Genomic DNA, 17341 nt, shown 5'->3' with positions numbered 1-17341 from the left:
AGAATACCATTATGAAAGCAAGAATGCCCGCAGGCTACGGCCGCCCCGATATGAACGCCCTGATGCGTCAGGCTCAGAAGATGCAGGAGGACATGAAGAGCAAGCAGGCCGAGCTGGAAGCCGCTGAGTACACCGGCAGCGCCGCCGGTGAGATGGTGACCGTAAAGATGAACGGCAAGCACGAGGTGCTGTCCATCACCATCAAGCCCGAGGCCGTGGACCCGGATGACATCGAGATGCTGGAAGACATGGTGGCTGCTGCCATCAACGCCACCGTGAAGCAGGTGGACGAGACCGCAGAAGCCGAGATGGGCAAGCTGACCGGCGGCCTGAACATTCCGGGTCTCTGAGCCGGGAAGGGGAGATACCATGGACTACACTGCCGCACCGCTGGAAAAGCTGATCGAAGAGTTCGGCAAGTTTCAGGGCGTGGGCCGCAAGGGTGCTACCCGCATGGCCTATCAGGTGCTGAGTATGTCGGATAAGGACGCTGCGGCGCTGGCCGATGCCATCCGCGGCGCGCACACCCGGCTGCACCGGTGCCGCATCTGCCAGAACTTTACGGACGCCGAGCTGTGCCCGGTGTGCGCCAGCGCCAAGCGGGACACCTCGGTGATCTGCGTGGTGGAAAAGCCCCGGGATGTGCAGGCTTTTGAGCGCACCCGGGAGTATAACGGTCTGTACCATGTGCTGCACGGTCTGCTGGACCCGCTGGCCGGTGTGGGCGCAGAGCAGCTGACCGTCAAGGAGCTGCTGGCGCGGCTGAAGGACGACACGGTGAAGGAGGTCATCATGGCAATGAACCCCACCGTGGAGGGCGAAGCCACCGCCATGTATCTGGCAAAGCTCATCAAGCCGCTGGGCATCCGGGTCACCCGGCTTGCCTCCGGTCTGCCGGTGGGTGCAAGCCTGGAATACGCCGATGAGACCACCCTGTACCGGGCGCTTTCCGGCCGGGGAGAGCTGTGAGTTTGTAAAAATTTACAATTCTGTCAGAAACAGCCCTTGCATTACCCTGAAAAAATGGTATACTGAAACAACGAACCGAACGGAGAAAGGAGGCGCGCAGCATGGCACCCACAAAGGAGCGCCCGGCGACCAAGACCATCGCCACCAACCGCGAAGCGCGCCACGAGTATTTTGTTCTGGAAGCGCTGGAGACCGGTGTGGAACTCAAAGGCACCGAGGTGAAAAGCCTGCGGGCCGGCGGGGTCAACCTGAAGGACAGCTGGGTGGATATTGAAAACGGCGAGCTGCTGGTAAAGGGGATGCATATCAGCCCCTACGACCACGGCAATCTGTTCAATCAGGATCCCATGCGCGTCCGGCGGCTTCTGGCGCACAAAAGTGAGATCCGGCGTCTGCACCAGCAGTGCAAGCTGCAGGGCTATACGCTGGTACCGCTCTCGCTTTATTTCAAGCATGGCCGCGTAAAAATGGAAGTGGGCTTGTGCAAGGGCAAAAAGCTGTACGACAAGCGTGCCGATGCCGCCCAGCGCGATGCAAAGCGCTCCATTGACCGGGCTGTGAAGTCCAACGGCAAGTATTATTAAGCATTCCAATTGCAGACTGCGGCTCACCGCAGAAAACCAAGCTTTCCGCACATCGCAAGATGTGCTTTATAAGGGGGCGTAAAGGTTTCGACGGGGGGAGCAAGGTCTGGGCAGCGGGTAGCAGTGGGGGAACTGCTCTATAACTCCTCCAAAAAAATTAACTGACAACAATAATTATCAGTTGCTCGCAGCCTGAGTGCTGCGCGTTCCGCCCACTCTTGTGTCGTGTGGGGCCGGGGCGTCCTTTAGACACAGCACCTGAACGGACCTAAGCTTTGCGGACCGGCAGGAACTCATGAAGCTACCAAAGCACTAGCCTGACGATCGGCGTGGCGCGGCGGGAATGTTGTAGATCGCCTGCACCCGGAGACACCTACACTGAGCTCTTTTCGGACATGGGTTCGACTCCCATCGCCTCCACCAAACAAGAAAAATCCGAACCTATTTCCGATTGGAGAAGGGTTCGGATTTTTCGTTTTCTTCGGGTATAACAATGAAGGCTCCCGTGGACGGCACAAAACTCCGATACCTTGTCATAGACCGTAAGCTGATAACAAGATTTGGAGGGTATGATTATGAAGTACGATGAAAGAGCCTGCAAGTTTAATATGGACAATGGCTGCGTGGAGCTGCTGCTCCGGGATGGGAGAAAGATCTCCATTGACTGCACCGGGGTCGAGGATGTGCTGGATGTGACTATGGCGCAGAGGACAGAGTTGGACTACCTTATCTATAATGACCCGCTGGGCTATGCCGATTTGATTCTGAATGGCGATCCGAAGGAATATTTGAAGAATGTGGCCGGGAGCCACGGGCTGGAGGACTGAGGGCAAAAAAATAAGAGGTGTGCCCAAGCGGACACACCTCGGTGAGAAACATCTATGTAATGCAGGGCGTTCCCCTTTCCGGGAGCGTCCTGCTGTTTTTAGGCTGCGATGGGTGCAGCGTTCAGAGCCTCCTGCTCTTTCAGCCACTTCTCATATTCACGCTGGCCTTCCTCACTGTTGAAAAACTCAACCATGGAGGGATAAAAGCAACGCGCAAGGGTCTTGATTGCTTCATCCGGGTAGCCGGATTTGTTCGACTTCTTCTTTTTGTTCAAATGGTATCCTCCGAAAATCAAAGTTCCATATCCTGCCCACGCTTGCGGTTTCGCTGCGGCACATTCATGGTGCGCTCCTGCTTGGGGGCAAGAATCTTTTCCAGAAAGCCGCGCACCAGTTCGGGCGCACGGTGGAGAGCATCCAGATAAGGCTTCACATCATACCAAAGGTCGTGGTACTTGTTGCTCCAACGAACGGCCTCCTTCTTGGCGGTGGAAAGTTCTTCTTTCAAGCGGCGGTTCTCCACGTCCATCATATAGCCGTGGTCGGCTTGCTTTTTCAGCTTGGAAAATTCTTCTTCGGTCAGCGAGTAGTTACCGAGGAAGGTGCGCTTGCCGATATAATCCAGATCGCGCGCATGAATGAGGGCTTCTTTCGTGAGCGTGGCCTTTTTCTGCACAGCGGCAAGTTCCTTCTCCTTTTTGGAGAGGGTCTGACTGGTTTTGGCAAGCGACTGCGCCTTTTGGTCGGCTTGGGCGGTCAGGCTGTCCAGCCGCTCCTGCTCCCGCTGGACTTTGAACTGGGTGACGGTCAGGTGTTCTTCAGTGCTGCCACGCTCACCGCGCTCCACATCCGTGTACCCGGCATTGCGCATATAGTTGAAGAAATCGTCTTGCAGGACACTGTACGACTTCTTCAGGACTGGCTTGCCGCTCTTTTGCAGGACAGGCTTTCCGGCATCGTCCAGCAGGGGCTTGGAAGCCCACTTCTTGCTTCGGCTGACCTGCATGACGGTCTCCTTGACGGTGCCAACCAATGCCTTGTCTTTGCAGCGTTTCGACCACAGGATTTGCTTTTCCACCACAGGCACATAGACCACATGGAGGTGGTAGTGGTAAACTTCGCGGCCTAGTGCTTCGGTCATGGCACGGTTGATCTCATCGGCGTGCATGACTGCCGAGAGGATATACTGCTCACCACCCACGATCTGAACGGCTGCTTTGTAGGCATCCTCATAGAACTGCTTGGCGAACTCGTAGCCACCGTGATTGTCAAAATAGGCCGAGTTGACATCAAAGACAAGCTCGCAATAATGGGTGGCATCCGGCTTCAGGCCGCGCGTGGAGATGGTTCCATCGGCTTCCAACTGGGCGAACAGGTCGGTGTAGCTGGCGGTTGGCTTTTTGAAGTGGATGTTCCATGCAGTGCGCTGGGGGATGATGTCGGGGTTCCGGTAGCTGTCCTTTTCGCGCTCGTTGTGCTGCTGAGTGTTGCCAACGGCCTTGTCCGAAACGGCGAGATTTCGAACACTGGTGCGGTCAATGCCATCATTTCTTGCCAAAGGGCATCCCTCCTTTCAAGGTTCATCGAGAGGTGACGGGGAACGGAGATGCACTTCTGCGGAAGTGTAATAACCCACTATGACACTTTCATCCCTATGGTCTGCAAAGTGTAGTGGGCTCTCCGAGGGGGAACGTCTCCTGCGGGAGAGTTACAATCAAGTTCGCACAATGCGAACTTGATTGCTCCGTACGCATCCGAAAAAATCGCGTACGGAGTTCAAATAACCTGTACGGTTCGTACGGTGTACGGAAATTTGAAATATAAACGACAATTCGTTTTAATTTTCTTCAATTCGCCGTACAGATGCGTACAAGTACAGACCGTATAGGTTGTACGAACTTCTTCCGTGAAAAAATGCACTTTTTACGGGCAGGGGTGGACAAGCGGCTCGATGCCTACAAAACCCCGCACCCTGCGGCCACCGGGCAGGTAGATGTTATGTACTGCACCAGAGTACCCAACGTGGGAACTCTGGTGTTTTTTGCTTCCTGCCTGAATATACGGAAAATTTTGCAGGAAGGGCGAAAAAGCGGCAAAACTGCAACGGAAAAAGAAAAAAGCCCTTACTGGTTGCAGGGCTGCAACAGCAAGGGCAGAGAGGAAACCGTATATTGAACAAAACGGCAGAGCGTATTATAATGAGGAAAAAGCTCAAAAAGGAGGGCCGACCACATGACACAGGAATATCTGCCCGCACCATCCAACGTTCGTCTTGCGGACTTGATGAAAGAACACAACATCAGCCAACCAGAGCTTGCCAAGGAGATCGGCTGCTCCAAGAGCACCATCAGCCGCTTCATCAGCGGTGCGAAAGGAACCCTGACCCATGAGCAGGTGCTGAGGATTGCAAGGCTGTTTAACGTGTCCACGGATTTTCTGCTGGGAGAAACCAACATCCCCGACCGCAAAAATTACGACATTGCCGAACTGGGCTTGTCCGTAGAAGCCGCAAAGAACCTCTACACAGGGCGCATCAATGCAGAGGTGGTCAACCTGCTGCTGGAAAACGCCCGCTTTGCAGAGCTTACTTACCGCATAGCGCAGTATTTTGATGATACCTTTGCATCCGGCATCGCAGCACAGAACGCTATGCTCACGACATTGAGTACCCTTCTGCGCACAAAGGTCAAGACCCCGGAAGCAGCCAAAGCCGCAAAGGACATCAGCCTTCGGAGAAAGCCGGTGTACCAAGGCGACCTTGATGATATTGAAATGTACTTCATGGCAGCGGTCAAGGAAATCAAAAAGGGTATCGGGAGCCACTACGCCGAGCAGGAAGCCATGAGCAAGAAAGTGGCAGAGAAGATGTTCACCGAATTGACCAAAGGGCAGGATGTGCAGCACCCAACGATTACGGCAGAGCAGTTGACGGATGCAATGTTGGACAGCGTTTCGGGTATGGAAGGAGTCACGCCGGAAGCACTGGAACAGCTGCGAAGCGGTCTGCTGGGAATCTTGCAGTCTGCTGCAGAGCAGGAAAACGCCCATGAAGCAGACGAATGAACGGCTTTGTGCGTTGGCACAGAAAGGCTATGCTGCCGCGCTGGACAGCCTGATCGACAACAACAAGTCCTTTATCGGCAAGGTGGCAAATGACCTTTTCCGCAGCATGAATCTGGCACAGTCTGGCTTGAACCTTGACACGGATGATTTGAAACAGGCGGGCAATCTGGGCTTATGGAAGGCCGTGCCGAAGTTCGATGCAGCGCGTGGCATGAAGTTCCTGACCTATGCTGCTCCTGCCATCCGCAACGCCATGATGGACATGGTGCGGGATGCCTTTAACGCTTTTGAGCAGCGGATGGTGATGGAGGATAAGGATGGTATCTGTTACCAGCGCGTTTCGCTGGACGATGTTCTGCCGGGAGAGGAACAACTGCGGCGCATTGAAGCCATAGCCGACCCCTACGCCATGCAGCCGCAGAGCATTATGGAGGAGCAGGAATCGCGCCGGGAACTGTACGATGCCTTGAAACGGCTGACCCAGCGAGAGCAGACCTACCTGCTGTACCGCTATGGCTTCACCGATGGCGAGGAACATCCGCTGATCGGCACGGCGATATACTTTCACCTGACAAAAGGCCGCGCAAAAAAGACGGAGGAACAGGCCATGGATAACCTGTGGCTGGAACTGCCGTGGTGGTTTATCTGAATTGGCAGAGAGGAATTGTGTCAAGTTGACATAATTCCTCCCGATAAGAGGGATGTGGGCGAAAATGCTGGCAATGTATCTGGCAGTTCTGGATGACCGGAGCAGCGAAGAACAATTTATAGATGTATATAATACCTACAAGCGGCTGGTCTACCATACCGCTTACAAAATTATGGGCGATTTGTATCTGGCAGAGGATGTGCTGCAAGAGGTGTTTTTGTACGTTGCCAAAAATTTTTCTAAAATTCATCGAGAAAACTGTCACGAACTCGCCGCTTATCTCGTTAGTTGTAGTAGAAGCCGTGCATACGATATGCTTCGCAAGCAGCGAGAAGAACCGCTGGAAGAAGTCCCGGACGCACCAGATGATGCCCCGGTGCCGGACGATGCAGTAGTCAGCACCGATAACATCCAACACCTGACAGAATTGATTGGACAGATGAAACCAATGTATCGTGACCCACTGCGCCTTTTGGCAATGGGCTATACCAACCGGGATATTGCCGAATCGCTTGGCCTGACGGACGAAGTGGTTCGGATGCGACTTTTCCGTGGAAGACAACGATTGTGGAAGGAGCTGAACAGCCATGAGTGAACGGACAGAAGTTTCTTTTGATGCAGCGTTGATGATGGCACTCCGTGCAGATGCACAAAAAGAACTGGACGAGCTGCCAACTCCGGCGCAGCTTAAAGAACGCTACCCTGACACTTCCCGATGGGATACTCGCCTGCAAGCGACGTTGCATAAACGCCGCCCTATGCTGAAACGGGTGCTTGTTGCAGCCCTGACGCTGGTAATTTTAACTCTCGGTGCGCTTGCAGTAAGCGCAGACTTCCGCAAGACAGTCTATACGATGATTCAGAAGTTCTTACCAATTGAGATGCAAGTCACTTATAAAGTTGAGGGAGAACCATTAGAGCAGCTTCCCGATGCGTATAGTGAACATTATGTACAAGTCGGATTTTGGCGTGACTATACGCAAGGCTATGATAAAAAGGAAACATTCTCTCATGCGTATGTTAATGCTGCCGGAGAAATCTATTTTGTGGATTGTTCAATTATAACCGCATACGGACAGATTGAAACATTCGATAATGAACATACCGTTTATACAACTGTAAAGATTGGAGATAAGGAAGCAACACTTGGAACAAGTGAGATTCCGGGGCAGGTCACCTGTTATATTTTGATTTGGGAGGATGCTGGTGTTTCCTGCACAATTATGGGCGATGGTTCATTGGATGAGTTGATGAGGGTTGCAGAAAGTATTTGTTAACAGCAAAATGCCTAGATATTTGTAGATGAGCACAAATGCGAGGATGGATTTTTGTTTAAGTAAACAAATTTGGAAAATCCTGCAACAAATGTGTTGGTTGCTGCGTTGTCTAAGTAAAAGCTTCTGATGGAAACAAACGGGAGGTGTATGTTCTATATGAAAAGGAGCTTCATTGCAATTTCGGTTGCGACAATCATAGGATTGTCAGCTTGCTCAACAAAAGTATCCTCTTCAACTTCTATGAACTCTCCTATATCGACATCGGTGACAAGCGAGCAGGAATTTTTATCTAATCTTGAAAATGCCAGCACAAGCCAAGTACTGCAAAAGCTTAAAGAATCGGATGGTGGGTATACAGAAGATTGCTTTTCGGTGTTGACAAATCGCCTTATCAAATTCCCTCAAGACACACTGTATGTGTTGAAATATGACAAACTGATGAATGATAAAGACTTTCAGCAGCTTGTTTTATCCGGCATAAAAACAGAGCTTCCCTATAGTGGGTCGGATGAAGAAAGAAATACGATTTATCAGTATCTGGAATCCATCACCACTGATAAAGAATATGGACAAATCGCATCAGATATTTTAGGAGAACAAGCTGAAAACAAGGAGAAACCAAATCGGCAAATTGAATTTCAACCTGAAGAATCAGGACAAGCGAGCAGTGTTATTTCAATCGAACTTCCGCAAGGGTGGAAAATTCAAAAGAGAGAACAAACGCAACGTGCTGATAATAAACCGCTTGTTCTTGCAAGCCTGAATCCGTCTTATCCAGTATATGATATTTATGACAAAAATCATGTGTTGGTTGGCGCGGTTGGATACAGTACCTATGAGCCATATGAAGGTGATAGAGATTCCGTGCAGATTGTTTACTCTGCACTTCGGCTAGGATCGGTTTACAGGTTTGACACGGATAATAAATACGATGTGATACAAACCACGGAACGCGGAACGACTGCACTTACAACGGTAATTTTTCAAGATGGTGCAAATTCAGAACCAGTAAACAATTTAGGCGTTCTCGCTTATGATAACGAGAAAGAATGCTTTGTTGCAATTGAACTTGAAGCAAGTTCTGTGTCGGAAAGCCAGGCATTGGAAATTGCAAAATCAATTCGCTTTTAGACATGATGGGAATAACGGTGTATAGGTGCCAGCAGATTAAGGAGAACAACTGTGAACAAAGTACCGTACTTTATGTCATTGCGGTACAGTCCTTGAAACCGGCAACGCTCCGAGATACTTTGACAGCAAGCCAATGGAGCGGTATGTGGTTCTTTTCTCTGGCATTTTTCGCCGTCATTTTTATGGAAATGCTGTCTGATTTCTTGCTGGTTACAGAACGCCGCAATACATGGAAAGCGTTAAATGGAAATGTCAGCGAAGCCGAATTTCACAATCTTCAGCAAATTGTCTTGTGCGAAAATCAGAAAGTTTCCATTGAGAAAAAACTTGCAAGTACGATACTACTGGTTCTGATGATATGTGCAACTGCTGCATTTGTATGGCTCACTTTTTGGTATAAGGTTTTGTTATGAAAGAGATAATTATTGAACCACATATTGGAATTGGACAATTAAAATTAGGCATGACATCAGATGAATTAGAAAATGCTCTTCTACAAATGAAGAAACAGTGGTCGAATTCCTCTGATGAAGCAATGCAAATGGAATGTTGTGCGGAAACCGATGACCCTAATTTGATAACCGGACGATATATGGATAATGATTCGTTCTTTCTTGTGCAGTATCGGAACGGAAAAGCTGCTGAAATCGGCATCCAGCGTGATTTGTCTAAAGTGGCATCAATAAAATTGTTCGGGATGGATATGTTTAATACAGCCGCCGAGTGTATTATTGATAGCTTAATGAAAAAGGACAACGTTATTTGCAACGAAAAGGACTTGCAACTGGGAACGGAATATTTTTTTCCCGAAATTGGAGTCCGACTCTGGAGAGAGCGAGCATTTCATCCCAAACTGTTGAAAGACCCGCTATACATGGAAGAAATGCAGGCGGTATTAGAAGATGAATACCAGTATCAGTATTTTCAGATGGTTACCATAATAGGTTGAACTACTAACTAACCATGAGCCCTCTATTTGCAACGACTGCAAGTAGAGGGCTGTTGTTTTGCCTTGGATATTTTAATTAAAGGTCAATCCTCTAAATCTGCCATGGTCACAGCTGAGTGAGAGATAATGCTCAATCTCACCACCCAGCACAAGCTGAGCATACTCCAAGGGCTTGTTGTAGAGCAGCCAGTCCAGTTCCGCCCGCTGCGTTGGAGTATTGCTGTATTCGTCCTCAATAGCGATGCAGATAAACAAAACTGTGATTATGCAACAAATTTTCCATGAATTTATGTGCAGCTATACGATTTTGAAAAATTTTGTAGACAAACGAAATAAATTGGGCTTAAATTTCGTTATTCCAGTAAGAAACGCAAGAGATTTCTTTTAGAGTGTATATAGGAGATCCTTTTATGCTAGAGCAGTTTTTCAAATCGCAAGTCGCAACCGTTTCTGATCCCTACCAAGGCAGTCGCATCACGGATGCGTTGGCGGCTGCGGGAATCAAGTTCTATTGCAAAACTAAAGATGTCAATCGGCGTAATACGTTCGATCAGGCAAGAATTGGAACTCTAGGTATAAAACCAAAGTATATCACAGAGATATTTGTAGACAAAGAAAATGCAGATATGGCACTGCATATTGTACACACGCTAAAGTAAAGTCTGCGATATCATAGTTCTTACAGCGTGATATGTTTTCAGTTGACTGGAGAAAAACATGAAAAGAATTTGCATTGGACTTTTGACCGCACTAGGGTGTATTGCTGTAGCTACGGCGTTGATTGTTCGGCCATTTAGCAAAAAATCCATCCAGTCTTATGTACTGCGAAATCAGGATGAGCTGACAAACTATGCGCGGAAAGTGATAGAAGAACATCCAATGGGACCGCTAGAGTGGAATGGATGGAAAGTATATTATTACGCAGATGATATGGTGGAATTTTGTACAGGCTCTTTCGGGCTCATTCCGAGTACTACATATAAGGGCTTTTACTATTCTGAAGATGATGAACCACATGGCTTTCAAGATGTTCCGGTTGAGTTTGTAAAAAGTGGAAATGGATGGTCGTGGGCAGAATCAGAAGGTGATAATACACAATATACTGAACGAATTGCAGCACATTGGTATTGGTATGAAGCAAAATTTTAGAAGTCGGAGAACCTGAAGTTATGTTGTGCAATATGGAGAAATTTAATTATAAGTTTGGGAGTTGTTGATTTGCAACGCAAAATACGTTACAATAAGGCCGAGGTGATAACCATGGAAAAAACGATGACACTCAATCTTCGTGTCAACCCCACCGTTAAGCAGCAAGCCGAGGATGTGTTGAAGCAGCTCGGCATCCCGATGGCAACAGCCATTGATATGTACCTGCGCCAGATCACCCTGACTGGCGGCATCCCCTTCTCGCTGTCCCTGCCGAAGGCTCCTGCGGCTCTGAACGCTGACACCATGACCGATGACCAGCTCCATGCAGCCTTGCAGGTGGGCATTAAGGAGATTCAGAACGGTGATACCGTGGATGCTGCAAGCGCATTCGCACAGTTCAGGGAACAGCACAGATGAAACAGTATGATGTGAAAATTTCCCGGATGGCACTCAGCGATATGGAGCAGATTTACAGCTACATTGCTGACCGTCTGCTTGAACCTGATACGGCTATGGGGCAGTACAACCGCATTGCAGAAGCCATCCAGTCGCTGAACATCCTGCCGGAACGCTGTGCGCTGGTGGAAAGTGAGCCGGAGCGCACCCAAGGGCTGCGGCAGATGCTGGTGGATAACTACTCGGTGTTCTACATCGTGGGCGGGGATGCCGTGTCGGTGGCCCGTGTTCTGTACAGTGCATCCGACCTTGTGCGCCGCCTGCGGAGAATGAAGTGAAAGGGGTGTTTGCATGACCGCCGTAATCTACGCCCGCTATTCCAGCGACAATCAGCGTAAAGAATCCATCGAAGGCCAGATTCGTGAATGTACGGCTTATGCCGAAAAGAACGGCATCACGGTCATTAAGCACTACATTGATCGTGCATTCTCCGCAAAGACGGACAATCGCCCGGAGTTTCAGCAGATGATCAAGGACAGCGAGAAACGGTTGTTTGACATTGTGCTGGTCTGGAAGCTTGACCGTTTTGCCCGAAACCGCTATGATTCGGCCCACTATGAGTACCAGTTGGAACGAAATCATGTCAAGCTGGTATCTGCCACGGAGCCTATCTCTGACAGCCCTGCGGGTATCATGGTCAAGAGTATGCTCACCGGCATGGCTGAATACTACTCGACAGAACTTTCTGAAAAAGTTGTGCGCGGCATGACCGAGAATGTTCTGAAGGGGAAGTACAACGGCGGCACGATTCCCATTGGTTTTAAGGTGGATGAGGAGAAGTTCTTTCAAGTTGATCCGCTGAAAGCTCCCTTTGTGGTAGAAGCCTTTCAGCGGTACAACGATGGCGCAACTATGAAAGAACTGATGAACTGGCTGAACGACAGCGGCGTGACTACCAACCGCAATCAGAAGTTCACCTATAACAGTATTCAGACCTTGCTGACAAACCGCCGTTATATCGGCGAGAACCGTTTTAAGGACATTGTGATGCCCGACAGCATCCCGGCCATCGTGGATAAAGATTTGTTTGAGGAAGTGCAGCTGAAAATCAAAAAGAACAGCCGCGCTCCTGCCCGCCACAAGGCCGAGGATGATTACTTGCTCACCACCAAGCTGTTCTGCGGAATGCGCGGCGCCATGATGTTCGGCGAGTGCGGCACGGGTCGGAACAAAGTCGTTCATCATTATTATAAGTGCGCCACCGCGAAGCGTTTCAAGACCTGCAAGAAAAAGACCGTCCGTAAGGAATGGCTGGAAGATTTGGTCGTAGCTGAAACCATAAAGCTGATTCAGGACGATGCCGTGATTGATGCCATCGTTGCGGAAGTGATGGAGTTGCAGGATCAGGAAAACACCACACTCCCTTTGCTGGAAAAGCAGATGCGCGAGGTAGAGAACGGCATTGAGAATATGCTGAACGCCATCCAAGCAGGTGTGCTGACCAACTCCACCAAGTTACGTTTGGAAAAGCTGGAAGCCCAGCAGAAAGAGCTTGAGGTTCGGATTGCCGAAGAAAAAATCGCTCGGCCTCGGTTGAGTGAAAATCAGGTTCGGTTCTGGCTGACCCGGTTCCGCAAGCTCGACCCGAACGTGAAAAGCCACCGGGAAACGCTTATCAATACATTCGTGAACGCTGTTTATCTCTATGATGAAAAAGTTTTGATTACATTCAACTACAAAGACGGCACAAAAACCATCACTTTCGATGAAATTGCCGCCAAAGATGCCCCAGAGGGCAATGGTTCGGATTTGGGTTGCTTCGCTCCACCAGACAGCAGCCAGAAATTAACGTGGTTTTGTTGATTTCTGGCTGCTTTTCTTTGTAAAAATGTAACCGGTTACATTTCAGGTTGCATTTCGTTTTTGAAATTGCGAGCGTATTTGATCCTGCTTCTGGACAGTATCGGATGCGCTTGCTCTTATTTTTGCGGCAGATATACACGGCGCTACAAATCGACAGAAAGTCATAGTGTTCTCCCTTTGTGGTTTAAAATGCCATTATCGTCCTATAAAGGAACGAATATGTAAAGCGATACGCTCTTGACAATAGAGGATATATCCGCTATACTGGATATGAGATAAATCCGCTATTTGAAGGAAGTACGGCCATGCAGGAATATGAAATTGAATTTTACGATAAGCCCGATGGCTCTGAGCCTGCAAAAGAGTTTATCCTGAGTCTGGATAAGAAAATGCAGGCCAAGGTTTTGCGTACAGTCGCCCTGCTCCGTGAAGAAGGGCCATTTTTAAGAGAACCCTATTCCAAAGCACTGGACGATGGAATTTTTGAGATCCGCACTAAATTTGGCTCAGACATCACCCGTGTGCTGTACTTCTTCGTGATCGGTAAAAGGGTGATCCTTACAAATGGCTTTATCAAAAAGACTCAGAAAACACCTGCTTCGGAGATCACACTGGCAAAACAATATCGCATAGAGTATCTTACCCGAAAGGAGAATTCCAAATGACAAACTTCAATGATTTTTTGAATGAACAGATGAAAGACCCTGAATTCAAGGCCGAATGGGACGCACTTGACCCGGAATTTTCCGTGATCGAAGCCATGCTCAAGGCGCGCAAGGAAAGCGGCTTGACCCAGAAGCAGCTCTCGGAGCGCACGGGCATTGCACAGACCGACATCAGCAAGCTGGAACGTGGAAACGCGAATCCGTCGCTTCGCACCCTACAGCGGCTTGCAGCCGGAATGGGAATGAAAGTTAAAATCGAGTTTGTTCCCGCATCTGCAAAATGATTTGGCATCGGATATGGTTTAGCCTGTCTGCCAACAAAAAACACCCGAAAACTTGCGTTTCTGGGTGGTTTTTTTGTGCCTGCAATATTATTTTGTACTGTCACGCCAGATCTGGCAGGATATCCGACCACAGAGCCTGCTCCTGCCGCAAGGCATCAAAGCAGCAGTCCAGATACATTTTGTTGACCGCCGCAAAAATGGTGCTGCGCAGCAGCAGACGCTCGTCGTTGAGCACAGTCTCCGGCTGGGCGGCTTTGCTGCCGAACACCACGGAAAGACTGGTCTCCAGTTCCTCGCAGAAGATATCGTAGGCTGTCCCGGCGGAGCAGTGCTCCCGCTGCATTTTGAACAGGGTGTCGATATTTTCGATCGAGAGCACCGTTTTGGAGACTGCAATGTACATCAGGGATGCGATCTGATCCCGGGTGTATTTTTTGCGGATGGGGTGATCCACCACCCCTTTTTTGACGTAGTTGCTTACCATAGAGGGGGTCAGTTCCACCCCGCAGAAGCTGCGGAAGTAGCCGTTGACGAACTGCACCGTCTGGTCCAGATACAGCCCTACCGAGGGGAGATCGTTGTACCGGGGCAGGGCAAAGCCCGCAGCACACGCCGCAACGCGGAGTTTGGTTTCAGCTTTCATAGCATCTTGTTCCGTTCATGCTCCTGCACTTTTTGCAAGCAGGAACGTTGTTTTTGTGCAAAGGCAGGGCAATTGCTTTCCGCAAAAGCACTTCTGCCTGTAAAATAGTATACCGCATTTTGAAAAATTGGTCAACGGGCAACGAAAACTTTGTAAAAGAATTTGAAAAAACAGTTGACAGGGTTTTGAAAAACTGCTATGATGGTCACAAACAAAGGAATGACCGCGGCATTGCGCCGCTTGAAAGTGGAGAAAAATATGAAAAGCAAGATCATTGTAGATTCCTCTGCAAATGTGTACCAGCTCCCCGATGTGGATTTTGCCTGCGTGCCGCTGAAGATCCTGACCGACGAGCAGGAATATGTGGACACCGCAGAGGTGGATGCCCCCGCGCTGGCTCAGATGATGCGCACCTATAAGGGCCGCACCAGCACCTCCTGCCCCAATATCTCGGACTGGCTCACCGCCTACGAGGGCGCAGACGAGGTGTATGTTGTAACCATTACCGGTACGCTGTCCGGTGCCTATAACGCCGCGCTGCTGGCGGGCGAGGAATACGAGCAGAGCCACGAGGGCGCGCGGGTCTTTGTGCTGGACAGCCTGTCTACTGGTGCGGAGTCCCGACTGCTGGTGGAGCGTTTGGCGGCGCTGATCAAGGCCGGCAAGCCCTTTGATACCGTATGTGAGGAGATCCGGGCGTACCATGAGCACACTCATCTGCTGTTTGCGCTGGAATCTCTGGCAAACCTTGCCCGCAATGGCCGCGTGAAGCCCGCTGTGGCTGCTGTGGCGCGGATGCTGGGTATCCGGGTCATCGGGCAGGCCAGCGATGCCGGTGATCTGGAGGTTCTTTGCAAGACCCGCGGCGAGCACGGCGCACTGGAGCGCATGGTGCTGGAAATGAAGGCGCACGGCCTGACCAACGGCCGGGTGCACATCGACCACTGCTGCAACGCTGCCGCTGCGGAGCGGCTGAAGCACATGGTCCATGCCGTGTTCCCGGAGGCCAAGGTGGAGGTAGGCACCTGCGGCGCGCTGTGCAGCTACTATGCAGAGTACGGCGGCCTGATGGTGGGCTACGAGGATAACGAAGCACCGACCGTCTGAGCAGAAAATATAGAATAGGATCTTGATTCACCGGGGCATCTGCGGACGCTCCGGTGAACTTTTTTATGCGGAATAATTCCGGTGCACCCGACACCAAAAACTTGCAAAGGGTGAAAAACCGCGTTATACTTAACCGTATTAGAAACACGGAAAGGGGAGATGGTATGCTGTTCCGGTTGCCGATCGTCAAATTTTTCAACCGCATCCTCAACCGCATCACGGTCACGGTGGTGCTGGTGGCGCTGCAGCTTGCATGGCTGGCGTGGGTGTTTTTTGCCCTCACCACCGGCACGGCGCGGGTGTGGGTCACCGGGGTGCTCAACGGGTTAAGCCTGCTGATCATTCTGTATCTGGTGCGCAAGGACGAAAACAGCGCCTATAAGGTGGGCTGGATCGCCCTCATCGGGCTGCTGCCGCTGCTGGGCGGGGCGCTGTATCTGGCCTTTGGCAACAAGCGCCCCTCCCGCCGCCTGCGCAGCAAAATGCAGGCGGTGGAGCAGGCGCACCGGGCAGACCGCGCCCAGCAGCCCGGGCAGACTGCCGGGCTGTGCGATGAAAACCGGGGCGTGAGCCGCTACCTGACCCAATACGGCTGCTATCCTGCATGGCAGAACACCACCGCCCGGTATTTCTCCTGCGGCGAAGCCATGTATCCGGCGTTGCTGGCAGACCTTGAAAAAGCGGAAAAGAGCATCTTTCTGGAGTTTTTCATCGTCAGTCAGGGCAAGATGTGGCAGGGCGTGGAGGACATTCTGCGGCGCAAGGCGGCGCAGGGGGTGGACGTGCGGCTAATCTATGATGATTTTGGCAGCCTGCTGGGTCTGCCCAAGGACTTTGCGGTGCGCATGGAGCGGGCGCATATCCGCTGCATCCCCTTTAACCCGGTGGTGCCGCTGCTTTCGCTGGTGATGAACCACCGCGACCACCGCAAGATCGTGGTGATAGACGGCAAAGTAGCCTACACCGGCGGCATCAATCTGGCAGACGAATACATCAACGCGATCACCCGCTTCGGCTACTGGAAGGACGCGGGCTTGCGCATCGAGGGCGCTGCGGTGTGGAACTTTACCGTGATGTTTCTGGATTTCTGGAACGCCTTCCGTCCCTTTGAGCAGGATTACAGCGCCTTCCGTCCGCAGCTTGCGGTGCTGCCCGCCAGCGATGGGGTGGTGCAGCCCTACGCGGACAGCCCGCTGGACGAAGAGCCGGTGGCGGAAACCGTCTATCTGGATATTCTGGCACAAGCACAGCAGTACGTTTATTTTTATACGCCCTATCTCGCTATCGGCGAGGAAATGCTGGACGCACTGCGCAACGCCGCCAAGCGCGGGGTAGATGTGCGGCTGGTGCTGCCGGGCATCCCGGACAAAAAGCTGGTGTTCCGGCTGAGCCGCTCGTACTATCTGCCCCTGCTGCGGGCGGGGGTGCGTATCTACGAGTACACCCCGGGCTTTCTCCACGCCAAGTGCTGCGTCAGCGATGACCGCGCGGCGGTGGTGGGCAGCATCAATATGGACTACCGCAGTATGTTCCTGCACTTCGAGTGTGGGGTGCTGCTGCTGCAAAACAGTCAGGTGCTGGCTTTGCGGGACGATGTGCGCCGCACCCTGCCCCAGTGCCGGGAGGTGCAGTGCGCGGACTGCCGCACCGGGCTGGCCGGTACGGTGCTGGACAGCGTGCTGCGGCTGTTAAGCCCCTTGATGTAACTGCCTGCTCATAAAATCCCGCGCGGCGGGGCATACTGGCTCCAAAGCCTGCGTTAGCAATGCAGGCACGGAAAGGGAG

Annotated in this window: 23 protein-coding genes, 1 other RNA gene and 1 pseudogene; 21 read left to right on the top strand and 4 right to left on the bottom strand. The window is 51.1% G+C overall.

From position 1 onward, the window contains the following. Positions 1-11 precede the first annotated feature (11 nt). The 5 genes from WMO20_RS06525 to WMO20_RS06505 all read left to right on the top strand — a co-directional run bounded on the left by WMO20_RS06525 (position 12) and on the right by WMO20_RS06505 (position 2380). On the top strand, positions 12-350 hold the full coding sequence (locus WMO20_RS06525; RefSeq protein ID WP_015538350.1) for a YbaB/EbfC family nucleoid-associated protein: 339 nt from the start codon (positions 12-14) through the stop codon (positions 348-350). A 19-nt stretch (positions 351-369) separates the two neighbouring features. Beyond that, positions 370-969 (top strand): recombination mediator RecR, encoded by a 600-nt coding sequence (gene recR / locus WMO20_RS06520; protein WP_015538351.1) that lies wholly within the window; start codon positions 370-372, stop codon positions 967-969. Between the two features lie 101 nt (positions 970-1070). Then, positions 1071-1553: an SsrA-binding protein SmpB gene (smpB, locus tag WMO20_RS06515; RefSeq protein WP_112091044.1), complete on the top strand. Its 483-nt coding sequence runs from the start codon at positions 1071-1073 to the stop codon at positions 1551-1553. A 72-nt stretch (positions 1554-1625) separates the two neighbouring features. Continuing rightward, positions 1626-1976, top strand: a transfer-messenger RNA (tmRNA) gene (gene ssrA, locus WMO20_RS06510). Positions 1977-2128: 152 nt separating this feature from the next. Then, the gene (locus WMO20_RS06505; RefSeq protein WP_112149030.1) at positions 2129-2380 is read left to right on the top strand and encodes a DUF6061 family protein; all 252 of its coding nucleotides are present in this window, start codon (positions 2129-2131) and stop codon (positions 2378-2380) included. Positions 2381-2478: 98 nt separating this feature from the next. Here WMO20_RS06505 and WMO20_RS06500 read toward each other — a convergent pair whose 3' ends face one another. After that, positions 2479-2655: a hypothetical protein gene (locus WMO20_RS06500; RefSeq protein ID WP_349186185.1), complete on the bottom strand. Its 177-nt coding sequence runs from the start codon at positions 2653-2655 to the stop codon at positions 2479-2481. A gap of 17 nt (positions 2656-2672) precedes the next feature. Continuing rightward, positions 2673-3938 (bottom strand): plasmid recombination protein, encoded by a 1266-nt coding sequence (locus WMO20_RS06495; RefSeq protein WP_349186184.1) that lies wholly within the window; start codon positions 3936-3938, stop codon positions 2673-2675. Positions 3939-4612: 674 nt separating this feature from the next. Between WMO20_RS06495 and WMO20_RS06490 the strand changes: the two genes are divergently transcribed. The 7 genes from WMO20_RS06490 to WMO20_RS06460 all read left to right on the top strand — a co-directional run bounded on the left by WMO20_RS06490 (position 4613) and on the right by WMO20_RS06460 (position 9449). Continuing rightward, a complete protein-coding gene (locus tag WMO20_RS06490; protein WP_349186183.1) occupies positions 4613-5443 on the top strand; it encodes a helix-turn-helix domain-containing protein in 831 nt (276 codons plus the stop codon). Beyond that, positions 5427-6092, top strand: coding sequence for a sigma-70 family RNA polymerase sigma factor (locus WMO20_RS06485; protein WP_349186182.1), 666 nt, complete (start codon positions 5427-5429; stop codon positions 6090-6092). The genes WMO20_RS06490 and WMO20_RS06485 overlap by 17 nt, the downstream gene beginning before the upstream one ends. Before the next feature lie 64 nt (positions 6093-6156). Then, positions 6157-6687, top strand: a complete 531-nt coding sequence (locus tag WMO20_RS06480; protein WP_349186181.1) for an RNA polymerase sigma factor — start codon at positions 6157-6159, stop codon at positions 6685-6687. Beyond that, positions 6680-7369: a DUF4367 domain-containing protein gene (locus tag WMO20_RS06475; RefSeq protein ID WP_349186180.1), complete on the top strand. Its 690-nt coding sequence runs from the start codon at positions 6680-6682 to the stop codon at positions 7367-7369. The genes WMO20_RS06480 and WMO20_RS06475 overlap by 8 nt, the downstream gene beginning before the upstream one ends. Positions 7370-7525: 156 nt before the next feature. Next, positions 7526-8500 (top strand): hypothetical protein, encoded by a 975-nt coding sequence (locus tag WMO20_RS06470; protein WP_349186179.1) that lies wholly within the window; start codon positions 7526-7528, stop codon positions 8498-8500. A gap of 92 nt (positions 8501-8592) precedes the next feature. Continuing rightward, complete coding sequence (locus tag WMO20_RS06465; RefSeq protein ID WP_242983423.1) at positions 8593-8913, top strand: hypothetical protein; 321 nt, start codon at positions 8593-8595, stop codon at positions 8911-8913. Continuing rightward, positions 8910-9449 (top strand): hypothetical protein, encoded by a 540-nt coding sequence (locus WMO20_RS06460; protein WP_112091226.1) that lies wholly within the window; start codon positions 8910-8912, stop codon positions 9447-9449. Before WMO20_RS06465 ends, WMO20_RS06460 begins: the two co-directional genes overlap by 4 nt. A gap of 72 nt (positions 9450-9521) precedes the next feature. Here WMO20_RS06460 and WMO20_RS06455 read toward each other — a convergent pair. Further along, a pseudogene (locus WMO20_RS06455) lies at positions 9522-9710 on the bottom strand (DUF6061 family protein); the annotation flags it as partial. Positions 9711-9859: 149 nt separating this feature from the next. On the opposite strand from WMO20_RS06455, the gene WMO20_RS06450 reads away from it, so the two are divergent. The 7 genes from WMO20_RS06450 to WMO20_RS06420 all read left to right on the top strand — a co-directional run bounded on the left by WMO20_RS06450 (position 9860) and on the right by WMO20_RS06420 (position 13806). Continuing rightward, positions 9860-10108, top strand: coding sequence for a hypothetical protein (locus WMO20_RS06450; protein ID WP_097791371.1), 249 nt, complete (start codon positions 9860-9862; stop codon positions 10106-10108). Positions 10109-10166: 58 nt separating this feature from the next. Beyond that, positions 10167-10598, top strand: a complete 432-nt coding sequence (locus WMO20_RS06445) for a hypothetical protein (protein ID WP_143405465.1) — start codon at positions 10167-10169, stop codon at positions 10596-10598. 111 nt (positions 10599-10709) lie between these two features. Continuing rightward, entirely contained in the window at positions 10710-11015 is a 306-nt protein-coding gene (locus WMO20_RS06440) for a type II toxin-antitoxin system RelB/DinJ family antitoxin (protein ID WP_035393314.1), read from the top strand. Further along, positions 11012-11332, top strand: coding sequence for a type II toxin-antitoxin system RelE/ParE family toxin (locus tag WMO20_RS06435; protein WP_097785877.1), 321 nt, complete (start codon positions 11012-11014; stop codon positions 11330-11332). The genes WMO20_RS06440 and WMO20_RS06435 overlap by 4 nt, the downstream gene beginning before the upstream one ends. Before the next feature lie 13 nt (positions 11333-11345). Continuing rightward, positions 11346-12857 carry a recombinase family protein gene (locus tag WMO20_RS06430; RefSeq protein ID WP_349186178.1) on the top strand — a complete coding sequence of 504 codons (1512 nt, stop codon included), beginning with the start codon at positions 11346-11348 and terminating at the stop codon, positions 12855-12857. Positions 12858-13162: 305 nt separating this feature from the next. After that, positions 13163-13522 carry a type II toxin-antitoxin system RelE/ParE family toxin gene (locus tag WMO20_RS06425; RefSeq protein ID WP_113620964.1) on the top strand — a complete coding sequence of 120 codons (360 nt, stop codon included), beginning with the start codon at positions 13163-13165 and terminating at the stop codon, positions 13520-13522. Beyond that, positions 13519-13806: a helix-turn-helix domain-containing protein gene (locus tag WMO20_RS06420; RefSeq protein ID WP_097770331.1), complete on the top strand. Its 288-nt coding sequence runs from the start codon at positions 13519-13521 to the stop codon at positions 13804-13806. Before WMO20_RS06425 ends, WMO20_RS06420 begins: the two co-directional genes overlap by 4 nt. A 100-nt stretch (positions 13807-13906) precedes the next feature. Here WMO20_RS06420 and WMO20_RS06415 read toward each other — a convergent pair whose 3' ends face one another. Beyond that, positions 13907-14449, bottom strand: coding sequence for a DUF1836 domain-containing protein (locus WMO20_RS06415; protein WP_316539789.1), 543 nt, complete (start codon positions 14447-14449; stop codon positions 13907-13909). A gap of 258 nt (positions 14450-14707) precedes the next feature. Between WMO20_RS06415 and WMO20_RS06410 the strand changes: the two genes are divergently transcribed. Together WMO20_RS06410 and cls are read left to right on the top strand one after the other, a co-directional pair. Beyond that, the gene (locus WMO20_RS06410; RefSeq protein ID WP_112091118.1) at positions 14708-15556 is read left to right on the top strand and encodes a DegV family protein; all 849 of its coding nucleotides are present in this window, start codon (positions 14708-14710) and stop codon (positions 15554-15556) included. Positions 15557-15720: 164 nt separating this feature from the next. Then, positions 15721-17262, top strand: a complete 1542-nt coding sequence (gene cls / locus WMO20_RS06405; RefSeq protein ID WP_349186177.1) for a cardiolipin synthase — start codon at positions 15721-15723, stop codon at positions 17260-17262. Positions 17263-17341 lie beyond the last annotated feature (79 nt).

The organism is Faecalibacterium intestinale (assembly GCF_040096575.1).
GTDB lineage: Bacteria > Bacillota > Clostridia > Oscillospirales > Ruminococcaceae > Faecalibacterium > Faecalibacterium intestinale.
This window is presented reverse-complemented; position numbering and strand designations above follow the sequence as displayed.